Origin of the sequence: Pectinatus haikarae (genome assembly GCF_015732185.1) — a bacterium.
Taxonomy (GTDB): domain Bacteria; phylum Bacillota; class Negativicutes; order Selenomonadales; family Selenomonadaceae; genus Pectinatus; species Pectinatus haikarae.
Map to the genome: position 1 here is coordinate 146836 of NZ_WIQM01000015.1, position 14252 is coordinate 161087.

At 37.3% G+C, this 14252-nt stretch carries 16 protein-coding genes; 12 read left to right on the forward strand and 4 right to left on the reverse strand.

The annotated features are described in order from the left end of the window. Positions 1–7: 7 nt before the first annotated feature. The 4 genes from I6758_RS10105 to I6758_RS10120 are packed head-to-tail and all read left to right on the forward strand — an operon-like array spanning position 8 to position 3079. A complete protein-coding gene (locus I6758_RS10105; RefSeq protein WP_196605137.1) occupies positions 8–667 on the forward strand; it encodes an amino acid ABC transporter permease in 660 nt (219 codons plus the stop codon). Then, positions 664–1413 (forward strand): amino acid ABC transporter ATP-binding protein, encoded by a 750-nt coding sequence (locus I6758_RS10110; protein WP_196605138.1) that lies wholly within the window; start codon positions 664–666, stop codon positions 1411–1413. The genes I6758_RS10105 and I6758_RS10110 overlap by 4 nt, the downstream gene beginning before the upstream one ends. A gap of 22 nt (positions 1414–1435) precedes the next feature. After that, complete coding sequence (locus I6758_RS10115; RefSeq protein ID WP_196605139.1) at positions 1436–2629, forward strand: trans-sulfuration enzyme family protein; 1194 nt, start codon at positions 1436–1438, stop codon at positions 2627–2629. Positions 2630–2647: 18 nt separating this feature from the next. Beyond that, positions 2648–3079, forward strand: a complete 432-nt coding sequence (locus I6758_RS10120) for a RidA family protein (RefSeq protein ID WP_196605140.1) — start codon at positions 2648–2650, stop codon at positions 3077–3079. Positions 3080–3123: 44 nt separating this feature from the next. Here I6758_RS10120 and I6758_RS10125 read toward each other — a convergent pair whose 3' ends face one another. Beyond that, the gene (locus I6758_RS10125) at positions 3124–3510 is read right to left on the reverse strand and encodes a carboxymuconolactone decarboxylase family protein (RefSeq protein ID WP_196605141.1); all 387 of its coding nucleotides are present in this window, start codon (positions 3508–3510) and stop codon (positions 3124–3126) included. An 87-nt stretch (positions 3511–3597) separates the two neighbouring features. Between I6758_RS10125 and I6758_RS10130 the strand changes: the two genes are divergently transcribed. From I6758_RS10130 to I6758_RS10165, 8 genes are all read left to right on the forward strand, one after another. Continuing rightward, a complete protein-coding gene (locus tag I6758_RS10130) occupies positions 3598–3951 on the forward strand; it encodes a MerR family transcriptional regulator (RefSeq protein ID WP_196605142.1) in 354 nt (117 codons plus the stop codon). Positions 3952–4987: 1036 nt separating this feature from the next. Next, positions 4988–6937 (forward strand): BglG family transcription antiterminator, encoded by a 1950-nt coding sequence (locus I6758_RS10135; protein WP_196605143.1) that lies wholly within the window; start codon positions 4988–4990, stop codon positions 6935–6937. Positions 6938–6956: 19 nt separating this feature from the next. Further along, the gene (locus tag I6758_RS10140; RefSeq protein ID WP_196605144.1) at positions 6957–7442 is read left to right on the forward strand and encodes a PTS sugar transporter subunit IIA; all 486 of its coding nucleotides are present in this window, start codon (positions 6957–6959) and stop codon (positions 7440–7442) included. 9 nt (positions 7443–7451) lie between these two features. After that, positions 7452–7733 carry a PTS sugar transporter subunit IIB gene (locus tag I6758_RS10145; RefSeq protein ID WP_196605145.1) on the forward strand — a complete coding sequence of 94 codons (282 nt, stop codon included), beginning with the start codon at positions 7452–7454 and terminating at the stop codon, positions 7731–7733. 29 nt (positions 7734–7762) lie between these two features. Next, positions 7763–9130, forward strand: coding sequence for a PTS galactitol transporter subunit IIC (locus I6758_RS10150; RefSeq protein WP_196605146.1), 1368 nt, complete (start codon positions 7763–7765; stop codon positions 9128–9130). A 12-nt stretch (positions 9131–9142) separates the two neighbouring features. Next, the gene (locus tag I6758_RS10155) at positions 9143–9628 is read left to right on the forward strand and encodes a hypothetical protein (RefSeq protein ID WP_196605147.1); all 486 of its coding nucleotides are present in this window, start codon (positions 9143–9145) and stop codon (positions 9626–9628) included. A 1-nt stretch (position 9629) separates the two neighbouring features. Next, positions 9630–10274 (forward strand): class II aldolase/adducin family protein, encoded by a 645-nt coding sequence (locus I6758_RS10160; RefSeq protein ID WP_196605148.1) that lies wholly within the window; start codon positions 9630–9632, stop codon positions 10272–10274. A gap of 30 nt (positions 10275–10304) precedes the next feature. Then, on the forward strand, positions 10305–11147 hold the full coding sequence (locus I6758_RS10165; RefSeq protein ID WP_196605149.1) for a class II fructose-bisphosphate aldolase: 843 nt from the start codon (positions 10305–10307) through the stop codon (positions 11145–11147). A gap of 108 nt (positions 11148–11255) precedes the next feature. On the opposite strand, the gene ttdB is transcribed toward I6758_RS10165, so the two are convergent. From ttdB to I6758_RS10180, 3 genes are read right to left on the reverse strand one after another with little or no spacing between them, the layout of a single operon-like run. Beyond that, the gene (gene ttdB, locus I6758_RS10170) at positions 11256–11867 is read right to left on the reverse strand and encodes a L(+)-tartrate dehydratase subunit beta (RefSeq protein WP_196605150.1); all 612 of its coding nucleotides are present in this window, start codon (positions 11865–11867) and stop codon (positions 11256–11258) included. Beyond that, on the reverse strand, positions 11867–12766 hold the full coding sequence (ttdA, locus tag I6758_RS10175) for a L(+)-tartrate dehydratase subunit alpha (RefSeq protein ID WP_196605151.1): 900 nt from the start codon (positions 12764–12766) through the stop codon (positions 11867–11869). Before ttdA ends, ttdB begins: the two co-directional genes overlap by 1 nt. A gap of 30 nt (positions 12767–12796) precedes the next feature. Continuing rightward, a complete protein-coding gene (locus I6758_RS10180; RefSeq protein WP_196605152.1) occupies positions 12797–14197 on the reverse strand; it encodes an anion permease in 1401 nt (466 codons plus the stop codon). Between the last annotated feature and the right edge of the window lie 55 nt (positions 14198–14252).

Consider the following 14252-nt stretch of genomic DNA (forward strand, 5'->3'; position numbering starts at 1 on the left):
CATATAAATGATGGATTTTCGCTTCGATATCATTGCGGAATACTCCCATTTTTTTCTCATGGGAACATTATTGACTATAGGCCTATCTTTAGCAGGAGTTTTTCTTGGTTCACTGATGGGATTATTTATTGCCATAGGAGAACTGCTTGAAAATAAATTTATTGCTTTTATTTTCAAGGCTTATGTAGGTTTTTTTCGTGGTACTCCTCTTTTCGTGCAAATACTTATCATTTATTTTGGTGTTATTCCCGCTCTTTTTGGTGAAGCCAATGGTATTGTCTCAGCTATTGCGGCATTATCTATGAATGCCGGGGCCTATATCGCCGAAACAATCCGTGCCGGTATCCAATCGATAAACCGAGGACAGTCTGAAGCATCACGATCTCTGGGAATGACTAAAATTCAGTCCATGCGCTATATCATACTTCCGCAGGCAATACGCCGCATTCTTCCTGCATTGGGTAATGAATTTATCAGTCTTATCAAGGATTCCTCGCTTGCTTCGACCATAGCTACTCCAGAATTGATGTATTGGGCTCAGTCAATGAATGCCCAGTATTACCGTGTATGGGAATCTTATGTATCTGTGGCGTTAATCTATCTTATACTCACTCTTACCGCCAATTTTATACTCAAACATTTCGAAAAGAAGGTGCCCGTAAAATGATAAAAATAGAAGATCTGAAAAAATCTTTTGATGAAAATGTCATTTTAAAAGGTATCAGCCTAACTGTTAAAGCTCAAGAAGTCGTCGTGCTCATAGGCCCGTCAGGAGCCGGTAAATCAACATTTCTTCGCTGTTTGAATAAACTCGAAACCATTAACAGCGGTCATGTCTATATCAATGCGCAGGACATAACTGATCCTAAAGTAGACATAAATAAAATACGCCAAAAAATCGGTATGGTTTTTCAGGACTTCAATCTATTCCCGCATATGACCGTTCTGGAGAATATCATGATCTCGCCGATAAAAGTAAAAAAAGAATCCCGCGATACAGCTTATGAAACAGCCTCACAGCTTTTAACCAAAGTAGGACTTGCCAATAAAGCTGACGCTTACCCTGACGATCTGTCAGGCGGTCAAAAACAGCGCATAGCCATAGCCAGAGCGCTGGCCATGAAACCCGACATTATGCTTTTTGATGAGCCTACCTCAGCACTTGATCCTGAAATGGTCGGTGAAGTTTTAACAGTCATGCAGAATCTGGCTAAAGAGGGTATGACTATGGTAGTAGTAACACATGAGATGGGTTTTGCCCGTGAAGTCGGCAGCCGTATTATTTTTATGGACAGAGGATACATCGTTGAAGAAAATTCTCCGCAGGAGCTCTTCTCTCACCCTCAAAAAGAACGTACAAAAGCATTTCTAAGCAAGATATTGTCTTCCCAAAACAATAAACTGCCGTTGTAGAAAATACAGGAGGGTATTCATAATGTTTAAAGAAACAAATAAAAAATTTTCTTTTGAAACTGAATTATTACGCAGCGGCGCATACACCCGCTATCCGGTGACCAATCCAGAAGCTATGCCCATCTATATGACCACAGCTTTTAATGTAGAGGACTTAGATGATCTTGAACAAAGATATAAAGAAAAAGGATTTTGTTATAACCGCAATCGCAATGCCAATCGCAGTGCTCTGGCAGAACTGCTCACACAGGCAGAAAACGGTGATGATACAATCGTCTGTTCATCAGGAATGGCAGCTATCTATACTTCGATCATCTCTATAGTTAAGGCGGGAGACCATATTATCGCTGACCAGACACTATATGGTGAAACGATAGAAATATTCACAGAGATAATGAAAAATTACGGTATAGAAACCACTTTTACCGATTTCACAGACCTTAACATGGTAAAGGCAAATATTCGTTCTAATACAAAGCTGTTCTATACAGAAACAATTGCTAATCCAATGATTACTGTTGCTGATATCGATGAGCTTGGCAATATTGCTCATGCTAATAATGCCTTTCTTGTGGTTGATAATACCTTTATGACCGCAGTCGGTTTCAGACCGCTTGAGCATAATGCTGATCTGACAGTCATCAGCCTGACCAAGTTTGCCAACGGGCACAGTGATGCCGTATGCGGCGCCATCGTCGGTAAAAGTGAACTGATAGCGCAGGCATATAAAATGCAGATTCTTACCGGCTGCACAGCAGACCCTTTTACTTCATGGCTCGTTTCACGCGGTATGAGAACTATACATCTGCGTGTCGAAAAACAAATGGCAAATGCCCTGAAACTGGCAGAGGCACTGGAAGAATCTCCATATGTAGAAAAAGTTAATTATCCCGGATTAAAATCCCATAAACAATATGAATTGGCCAGCAAATTATTCACCAACGGCTTCGGCGGTATGATGAGCATTATTTTACCGGAAGACAGGAAAAAAATGAATGCTTTCATGCGCAGGCTGAATCTTGCCCATTACGCAATGACACTCGGTGGTTATCGTACCACACTGTCTTATCCGGTCCTGTCCTCTCATTATGATATGCCGGAAAAGGATCGCTTAAAAATCGGTATTACCAACGGTATGATGCGTATTTCCGTTGGCATTGAAAACAGCGGCGATCTGGTGGAAGATTTTCTCCAGGCACTGTCTGTCTATGCATAATAAGAAGAAAGGGGCCTCATGGCAAATATACAAAATGACATGAGAATAAAATTAATGGAAAATAAATATGATAAATCCTTACAAAGCATAATGGACGAAAACACCCCTACTATAATAGGTCCTTATGTACAGGCAATGATCTATGGCGATCTGGTATTTATATCCGGACAGATAGCCATAGATCCTGCCACAGGTAAAATTCCTTCTGATATAGAATCTCAGGTCAGACAGGCAATAAAAAATGCTGAAATCGTTCTTAAGCAGGCCGGTTCAAGTCTGAAAAGAGCAATTAAAGTCAATATATATATGACTGACTTAGATGATTTTCCTGTTATCAATCGTGTCTATCAGGAAATGTTCACTGTCTCCTATCCCGCCAGATCATGTATGGAGGTCAGCCGTCTGCCCGGTGGGGCAAATTTCGAAATTGATATTGTGGCGGCAAAATAATTTTTGTGTCTTCATATTTATCTTGCATATATTAAGCTGTTTTTTTATAATATCCGTAACCCCTTTTCCTTGAATATCTTTTTGGCCACAAACACAGCATTTAATACTTTTGGAAAACCTGTATATGGAATACATTGCAAAAAAGTCTCTATTATTTTTTGTGGTGGAATTTTCACATTTAACGCTCCATTAATGTGAACTGCTAGCTGCGGCTCACATCCACCGGCAGTAAGCAGGCTGGTAATTGTTATAAGCTCCCTTTCTTGCAAATTCAGCCCGTTTCTTGTATAAATATCCCCGAATGCAAATTCTACGATATACCTTCCCAGATCTGGAGATATATCCTCCAATGATTCAATAACTTTTTCTCCGCCTAATCCATCAATACTTTTTAATTGCTCCATACCGCGTTCAAATCGTGTTTTTTCCATTTGCAGTTACCTCCTTAGATTATTACAATATAACTGTATTACTTAGACTATACTGTAAGTCAATATTTTTTATAGGAGATATAATATATGACAATTGGAGAATTATCTAAAAAAACAAATATAAGTGAGTATACTTTACGCTATTATGAAAAAAAAAGATTATTGCGCGTCAGCCGTGACAGGATAGGCAGACGCTGTTACGCCGAAAATGACATTAGTTGGATTTTTTTTATAAAGCGATTAAAAGATACCGGTATGCTCCTTAAAGATATCGAAAAATATGCTGAACTTCGCTACGAAGGAGATTCTACCATGCCCGAACGCTTGGCAATGCTTCAAGAACATAGAGTATACATTCTTCGCGAACAAAGAAAATGGGCAGAATACTTAAAAAATCTTGATAGTAAAATTTCTTTTTACCAAGAAGAAATTAATAAGTAAGTATCGTCAAAATGCATTCACCGCATGATGACAGGGCATGAATAAAAAATCTTATATTTGTGAACAGCGAAAACGACCTCCTGTGATAGCGTAGGAGGTCGTAAGTCTATACTCGAGAGTTCTTCAAGTTTTGTGTAAACCCTAAAAGCTAATATAAAATTAATAGTAATATATTTTAAGGGGATTGCTTGTAAAAGTGATGCCCTTTAAAAACTTTACTTCGATTGAATGAAAATAGAGTTATATCGGATATATAGAACCTACATAATTTGAATATTTTGAGGTTCTCTACTAAATAGCGCTTGCACTGCTTGTTAGGGAGTATCTACAGGAATGGTCGTATTGAGGATTTTCTCTTAATTTGGTTTATCATCATTTTCGGCAGTGAGCATTTTGATGAATTCATGGATATCAGTCATGCTTTTGACGACATGTTCGGCGATTATTTCCCTTAGTTTACTGCTGTCTTTTTTTCATAAGTAAAGCCTCCATGTTCAGATATTTTTACTTTACACCTGTTTTTGGAGGTTTACACATTTTTTTAGATGCTACCTAGAACATCTTTACCAAAGTGGCAAATACAAAGAAATATATGAAAAATAGTTCCATAAAACACCAGATATTGGGCAGTTGAAAAATTGGGGATAAATTGCTTTTTTTAAATGCTGCAACAAAAACAGCCAGCGCTATTTTAAAGCTTGGCTGTTTTTGTTATTTATTTGCGTTCCGCATAATTAATCAAAAATGTGGATTAAATGTAAAATTACTATTACTGCCAAAAAGCTATTCGTACTAAGCGGTGAAATCATTGTTGTTCAAAGTTTATTTCTCAGAAAAATAACATTTTATTGTAAAAGCACGTCATATACAACTCTTCAACTCAATCCAAAGATTCGTATACATTTTACTATCCATAACCGATATTACGAATATGATACTATAAAAGAAAATCTTTTATTTCCGCAGGTTAAGGAAATTTAATAGCTGGAATTATCATAATAATATTTATATAATGACAATATTGGAGGATATAAAAATGGTTATTCAAAATAAAAGAATTTTGCATATTTTGAGATTGCTTAATAAGAGTAACAAAATTATTACAGGAAAACATCTGGCAGATTCGATTGGGGTGAGCAGTCGCACGATAAGAACCGATATGAAAGAGGTTGCTTGTTTTCTAAAGAATAAAGGAGCACATATCACTGCTGAAACGGGCAGTGGATATTTATTGATTGTTGATGATGAAAAAAAATACGAAAATTTCATTGATGAACATTCCATTAATGCATCTAGGGATTACAAGGGAATAAATATCGTTCCTTCAGACTATAACGATCGTATATCTTTTATCATTGCCAGAATTTTGCTGAATTCATTGCACAACAAAGTAGTCAGACAGGAAGACCTCTCTGATGAATTATTTATCAGTCTGTCAACGTTAAAAAAGTATCTCGGTGATATAAAAAGGAGTGTTGCCCGCTTCAATCTTGAACTTACTGCCGATAGGAAAAACGGTATAAAGATAAATGGCAATGAGGCACAGATAAGATATTGCATATCCGAATATGTTTTTAATCGAGACGAGTTATTAAATTTGTCGAATAATAAATTTTTTAATGATATATTTCCCAGACAGGAGATTGAAGCGGTAAAACATATTTTGCTGAAAGTGATTCTACAGCATAATATTCATTTGACTGATATAGCTTTTAAGAATTTGCTGGTTCATATTATCATAACTATGCGACGCTCAGGTAAAAAAAATACGGTAGAATACACTGAAAATGAACGTATGAAGTTAAAACAGTCAGCGTATTTTTTGCCGGCGGCTGAAATACTTAATATTGTTGAAGAACAGCTTGGTGTGGATATTAATAATGAAATATATTATTTGACGCAGCATTTTATTGCCAGTCAAAAATTTATCGAATCATCGAAAAACAGAGATGATTTTCAAAAATTGATTAATGATATTTTATTGAAAATAAAAGAAACCATCGGAATAAATTTATTTGATGACGATGAACTGTTTTCCGGTATAATGATCCATTTGATAGCCGCAATCAGCAGACTAAGATTTAATATGAATATACGAAATGATATTTTACATTCAATTAAGAATAATTATCCTCTGGCATTTGATATGGCAGTGATAGCCAGTGAAATAATGGAGCGGGAAGAAAATGTAAAAACCAATGAAAACGAAATAGGATTTTTGGCTATTCATTTCGGAGCCGCTCTGGAACGTAATAAGCTTAATAATCAAATGGGCAAAACAGCTGTTATTGTCTGCGGAACAGGTCTCTCTGCCGCTCTGCTGCTGAAAAGCAAACTGCAGAGAAGATTTGGCGGTATATTGCAGATAAAAAAAGTAATGAGCTGTTATGAACTTAACAGTCAGACAATAAATGACACTGATTTTATATTTACGACAGTACCGGTAGAACATATAAAATCAGATAAGATAATTCGTGTAGAGCCTATAATGACGGAATATGATCTTGCAAAGATAGAAAAAAGAATAAACAATGTCTCATCTGAAAAAAATGATATTAATTATGATGAATTTTTTAAGAAAAGTTTATTTTTTTCTTCTTTAAATGCAACATCATCAAATGAAGTTATTGAAAAAATAGCTGACAATATGATTAAGGCAGGCTACATTGACAAAAAAATTAAAAAGTCGATTTTTGACAGAGAAAATATGGCTTCTACCGAGTTTTCTAATTTTATAGCAATTCCTCATCCTTTGGAAAATAATATGGAAAAACCGGCGATAGCAGCAGCGATTTTGAGGGATCCTGTTTTATGGAATAAGGAAAAGGTGCAGATAGTATTTTTATTGGGAATACCACAGAGACTCCATAGCGTTTGGGAAAGTATATTCAAAAAAATATATGATAATTTCATAGAAGGAAACAGCGGTGAAAATCTATTAAAATCACCTCTGTTTGAAACATTGATTACAGAATTAAAAAAATAAAAAATCAGGAGGTATTTTAATGATATTCCAAGATGACAACTCATTGGATATGCATATAGATCCTAAATATATATTTATGGATTTTGAGGCTGAGAATGACATGGATGCGATAAAAAAAATGGCTGCAAATTTGAATAAGGAAGGAGTTGTAAAAGAAAGTTTTATATCAGCTATTTTAGAACGAGAAAAAAAATTTTGCACAGGACTACAATTTGACGAAGCAGGAATAGCTATTCCGCATACCGATACACAGCATGTCAATTTACCTGCAGTGAGTATTGCAGTATTAAAAAATCCTTTGAGTTTTCAGGAAATGGGCACACCTGGGACAAAAGTGAATGTAGAAATAATATTTATGCTGGCAATAAAAGCCGCCCATAGCCAAGTAGAATTTTTACAGACATTGATGACTGAATTTCAAAAAAATGGTGTATTAACAAGTTTAATTCAAAGCGAATCAAAGAATGAGTTATTAAATAAGTTTAAGATACTTTTAAGAAAGTAGGAGAAAATTATGAAAAAAATTCTTGTAGCATGCGGCGCCGGTGTTTGCACCTCTACCGCAGTATTGAGTAAAATGAAAAAAATTCTTGATGATAATGGTTTTAAGGGACAGTATGAATTAGCTCAGTGCAAAATTGCAGAAGTGCCTTCAAAATCATCAAGTTTTGATTTGTGTGTGGCCACCACAATGGTTTCCGAGGTAAAATGTCCCTTTATAATGGGAATTGCTTTTTTAACGGGACGGGGTCTTGAAGATACTGTAAAAAAAATTTTTACTGAACTGAAAAAATAATAATTGATAAATTAGAAAGGCGGAAAATAATGGATACTGTATTGGCTGCTTTTAAATTTGTGCAAGGTCTGGGACCGTCAGTAATGATGCCCATAATAATATTTATTCTTGGAGTCATCCTGAAAACAGGTGTAGGAAAAGCAATAAGAGCAGGGTTGACCGTAGGTATAGGATTTATCGGGTTGAATCTGGTAATTGGTCTTATGAGCTCAAATCTCGGTCCGGCGGCACAGCAGATGGTGGAAAGATATGGCTTGAGTCTGTCAGTAATTGACGTAGGCTGGCCGGCAGCGGCGGCTATAGCTTTTGCATCTACGGTAGGAACGGTAATAATACCGTTGTGTTTGCTGATAAATATTATTATGCTACTTACGAATACGACACAGACGGTGGATGTCGATATATGGGATTATTGGCATTTTGCTTTCACCGGTGCATTGGTTGCGATAATCACTGACAGCCAGATATTTGGCATTATAGCAGCTGTATTGAATATGATAATAATAATGGTCATAGCAGATTATACTGCACCGGCACTGGAAAAAACCAACGATCTGGCGGGAATATCGCTGCCACATGGCTTCAGCGGAGCATATGTTCCAATTGCTTTAATAATTAATAAAATGATAGATATGATTCCCGTGGTGAGGAATATAAATATTGATCTCAATAAAATACAAAATAAGTTTGGTGTGTTCGGAGAGCCTGTTTTAGTGGGAAGTGTACTGGGCTTGATTATAGGTATAGTTGCCGGGTATGATATAGGTCCTGTACTCACTCTTGGTATAACACTCGGCGGAGTTCTTGTACTTATTCCTAAAATGGCGGCAATGCTGATGGAAGGACTGCTGCCTATATCAGATGCAGCTTCTGAGTTCATAGAAAAAAGATTTAAAAACAGAGGTAAGATTTATATCGGCCTTGATTCGGCGATAGGGATAGGTCATCCGATAACACTGGCAGTTTCACTTATTCTCGTACCATTGACAGTATTTATGGCAGTTATACTTCCGGGAAACAAAGTTCTTCCCTTTGCTGATCTCGCAGTCATACCTTTTATGTTTGTATTGATAATACCGATGGTAAACGGCAACGGTTTCAGAGCATTAGTGACAGGCATTTTAACCATAGCAGCAGGCCTTCTGATTGCTACGAATCTCTCACCATTGATGACCACAGCGGCAATAAACGCCAAATTTAAAATGCCGGAAGGAGCTATGGCTATTTCAAGTATTTGTGATGGAGCTAATCCACTTACATGGGCTATTGTTCATTTAAGCGATATAGGTGTGATCGGTGTATGTATATTGGCAGCAGTAGCATTAATAATGGCCGTGATGAACAGAAAAAGAATTATGAAAGAAGCTGACGAACTACATGCAGTAAATGATAATTAGGTGTTTAATATTATGAAAATATATATTTGTTCGAAAAAAGAATTTATTTTTCGGATTTTAATTCCTGCAGCAACTTCTGTATGCGGATTAACAGCTTGTATGACAGTATTATTTATTTATCCAGAATACAGCACGTTTTGCCTTTTGGCGGGAATAATATCTCTGTATACTGTTTATAATACTTTTTTTGCCGGCAGTTATCCTGATAAAATTATCATAGCTGATGATTACATTTCATTTTATTCTATGGGAAGAGTTCAGTACTATAGTTACTGCAGCATAAAATATTTTAAAGTAAGGGAATCAAGATATTCAAGAGATATGTTCATTAGAATAAATAAACCATTATTCGGTAAAGGACGATTTTGGTTTAATGCAAACAGTTTTAACAATGGCAATGCTCTGTATAAATATATAACAAATCTTGAAAACAGGATACATCCTGAATCATTGAAAAGCATTGCAGGTAATCGGTGTTCACATGTGGAGGGAAGATAAATTGTTTGAAGAAGAAAAGCAGCAAATTATTGATACGGGTATAAAAATTGATCGTTATGGTCTTATTGCCCTTTCAGGCGGGAATGTAAGCTGGCGCATGCCCTCGGGAGAAATCCTGGTGACTCCTTCAGGAATGGTGTATGAAGAACTCACGGCAGACGATATTCTGATGATGGACATTGACGGAAAAATTTTAGAAGGTACAAGACGTCCTTCAGTTGATACAATAGCATTATTGTATATATATAATAATATGCCTCATATTAACTCAATTATTCATACACACCAGCCATACGCAACTGCAGTCGGTCTTGTTGCCGATGAATTACCATGCGTTCTTACGACATTGGCAAATGCCGTCAAGGGCAGTGTGAAAGTCTGTAAGTTCAGCTCTGCAGCCAGCAAACAAATGGGTGTGGAAACCGTAAAAAATATTGGAGAAAAATTGGCGGTAATATTAAAAAATCATGGCGTAATATCCGTAGGAACAGATTTGAAACAGGCACTCTGCTCCTGTGTTTATTTGGAAGAAGCCGCTAAAACCTATCTTTCCGCCAGAGCTGTCAGTAGTGATATAGCCTTTCTGACCAAAGAACAAATCAGTCAGGCTATCAAAATTTTTGATCATTATGGGCAAAATAAATAATCGAATAAAACTATAAAAAGAGGTAATAATATGCTTGTATCAACAAAAGAGATGCTGCAAGAGGCAAAGAAGCGGGGTTTTGCAATACCATCGGCAAATTTTGTCGACCAATTATCGGTTAGAACACACATAAGAACTGCCCAAAAATTGGGACTGCCTTTGATATTATCATATGCACAAGCACACTCAATATATCTAGATATAGAGGAAGCCGCACTTCTAGGAAAATTGTATATAAAGAAGGCTTCCGTCCCAGTGGCTTTACACTTGGATCACGGAATGGATCTTGCCTTTATAGAAAGAGCCGTGGAACTTGGTTTTACATCAGTAATGATTGACGCTTCAATGCATGATCTTGCAGGAAATATAGAAATAACAAAAAAGGTCGTCATGTTCGCCCACAGGCATAATATAACAGTAGAAGCAGAAATAGGTCATGTAGGGACGGGCATAAATGTTGGACAGGGAGAAACTGACCTTGGTGATAATAGTATTTATACGACTGTTAACGAAGCAAAAAAAATTGCTGAACAGAGCGGTCTTGACAGTCTGGCCGTCTCTATAGGCACTGCACACGGCCTTTATAAAGGAACGCCAAAAATAAATTTTGCCAGACTGGGCGAATTAGCAGAACATATAGATGTGCCATTGGTACTGCACGGAGGTTCATCTTCAGGTTACGAAAATTTGGAAAAATGTGCACTTGGCGGTATAGCTAAGATAAATATCTATACTGATTTTATAGTTAATGCTTATACCAGGTTAAGACAAAATCTGCCTGAAAACTATTTTGAAGTAAGAGATTCTATAGAGCAGGGCATGGCAGATACGCTGGAACATTATTATAAAGTATTTCATACCCAAAAAATATAATAGTTAAAAGTCAGTGTAAAGTTCATTTCACGCGAAATATCCCGGCTCATGTTCTGGCAAAGAAAAAAGCCCTCTGATTACTCAGAGGGAAAAACATAATATATCCTCTCATTTTATAAAGCTTACATGCTTGCATATTTCTTTATACGCTTCATCTTTTCGTTTATCATAAATAATCTTATTTTCCTCAAAAAGATTGCGTCCGTGTGTGTCTATTGATACTATAAGCGGCCCGAATTCTTTTACCTTACAGGTCCAAAGTGTTTCGGGCATCCCTAAGTCCTTCCACTTTGCACTTTCAATATATTCTACACATTTCGCAGCTACTACAGCACATCCGGCAGGAAAAACCACATGTAATGCCTTATACTTTTGGCATCCTGCCATAGTGCCTTTCCCCATACCTCCTTTGCCGACAATCAACCGAACACCTGTTTTTTTTATAAATTCTTCTTCAAATTTTTCCATACGCATGCTGGTTGTAGGTCCTACCGAAACCATTTCATATTTATCTTCATCCAATGTACGTATTATTGGCCCTGCATGTAGAATTGCTCCTCCACGAATATCAATAGGCAGATCACGTTTTTCTTCAATGAGCCTTCTGTGTGCGACATCACGGCAAGTCGTGATATATCCGTTAAGATATATAATATCTCCTACATTTATATCTTCAAGATCTTCTGCCTGAATTGGTGTTGTTAATATTTTTTTATCCATTAAAAATTCACCCCCGAATGTGAGTCGATAACATAATTCAGTTCACGGTCAAACACAATATGTCCGCGGCGATGAGACCAACAACCCACATTTACAGCCACACCTATAACGGATGGATGACGTGCAGCATTCTCAATATGGACACCCATTACGGAATTTTTCCCCATGAGTCCCTGTGGTCCAAGTCCTATTTTATTTATACCTTCCTCTAAAAGTTTTTCCATTTCAGCTGCACGTGCATTCTTATTATGTGATCCCAAAGGCCTCATGAGTGCTTTCTTAGACAGCACAGCTGCAACTTCGACAGAGGTTCCAATGCCGACTCCGACCAAAAGCGGCGGACATGCATTTAGTCCATACGTCGTCATTTGGTCCAGTACAAACTTCGTGACACCCTCATATCCTTCTCCCGGCATTAATACCATAGCTTTTCCGGGCAGAGAACATCCTCCACCTGCCATATAAGTGTTAATATCAAGTTTATCGGTATCAGGTATAATATCCCAAAAAATTGAGGGAATATCTGTTCCCACATTTTTACCTGTATTATATTCGTCAAAAGTTTCCACACAATTATGTCTGAGAGGTGCTGCTTTGGTTGCACGCATTGTGGCATCTTTCAATAACGCCGGCAGCTCTCCAATATAAGGAAATTTCGCACCGCATTTTATGAAAAATTGTATAGCTCCTGTATCCTGGCAACTTGGTCTATCCAAATCTATCGCAAGTTTTTGATTTTTCATCATTGTATCATAAATTATTTTTGCCAGTGGAATAGTTTCCTGTCTGCTAAGTTCATCAAGTTTTCCACGCACATCATCGGGCAAACATTTACCCGTATAATCTATAAATTTTACCATCGTATCCGTAATTTTTTCTGCGGCTTCTTTTTCTATCATAATACCATCCCTCTTTAGTAAAATTAATTACTACCAAATACCAATAAGTTTCCACCAAAGCGAACCAATACCGATCCAAATGATGAAATTTATTATTGAACATGTGAAACCAATTCTCCACCAGTCTTTCTGGCCTATAAATCCTGCACCAAAATAGACCGGCGCAGCTCCTGTAGCATAATGAGTAAGTCCTGCCATAAGATTTGAAAGTACAGCAAGACCAATTGCAGCAAAATAAGGCGGTGCACCTGCTGCAACGGCAACTGCTAAAAAGGGGGCATATATAGCAGTTGCATGAGCGGAAAGACTTGCAAATGCATAGTGACTATAAAGATATACAAGAAAAAGTACACCAAGTGTTATTACCCAAGACACTCCGTTCAATGATTGTGTAACATTTTGGGCGAACCATTGAATAAAACCCGATTTATTTAGTGCCTCAGCAAGACCGATGATTCCTCCCATCCACATCATACTATCCCATGCGCCCTTTTCACTGATAACATCCTCCCACTCGAGTACATGAAATATCAGCATAACCGACACTCCCAGTAAGGCAACTATTGTGGCATCTATATGTGTATATTGTGATGTACTCCAGAGGAGCAGTGCTCCGATAAAAACACCGCTTATAATTTTTTCATTATGTGTCATTTCACCCATATTTTTAAGTTCTTTTCCCGCAAGCTGTTGTGCCTCAGGTGTATCTTTTATTTCTGGTGTATATGTCCGATAAAGGAAGAAGGGAATTACAATAATAGAAATAATCCCCGGTACAATACCCGCTATCGCCCAAAGGCCCCACGTAATATCTAAATTTGCAGTTTGTTTAGCTAACGTAGCCATCAGGGGATTCGGTGCGCATGCAGTCAAAAAAATTGCTGCAATAGGCGCATCAGCCTGAAAGGAAACAGCTAAAAGAAACGCCCCTATCTTGCGGGCAGTGGGGCCTGGTTCTGAATCAAATACCGATGCCAGACTTCTCACAATAGGAAACATTATCCCCCCAGACCGTGCTGTGTTTGAGGGTGTCGCCGGGCTAATAATGAAGTCACTGATAACAAGCGTATAACTGAGTTTCAAGCTACTACTGCCAAACCAAAAAATTAATTTGTAAGCAATACGTTTCCCCAGACCTGTTTTGATAAAACCTTTTGCAAATAAAAACGCCGATATTATAAGCCATATTGTTGTATTACTGAAACCGGCAAGTACTTCTGATGGTTTCAATAATCCAATAAGTGCCGGATAAGTAACACCTGCCAATGCGACTGCTCCCAATGGCATTGGCTGCAAAATAAATCCTAAAATTACAGCTGCAAAAATGGCAAATATATGCCATGCTTCTACAGTAAGACCAGCAGGAACAGGAAGCAACCATATCAACATTAATGATACCAATACGATGCTGCCTCGTACTAAACGATTCATCTTATCACCTCTAATGCATTAAATTTATTTCAATATTTAGTTTTTATAGAAAAAA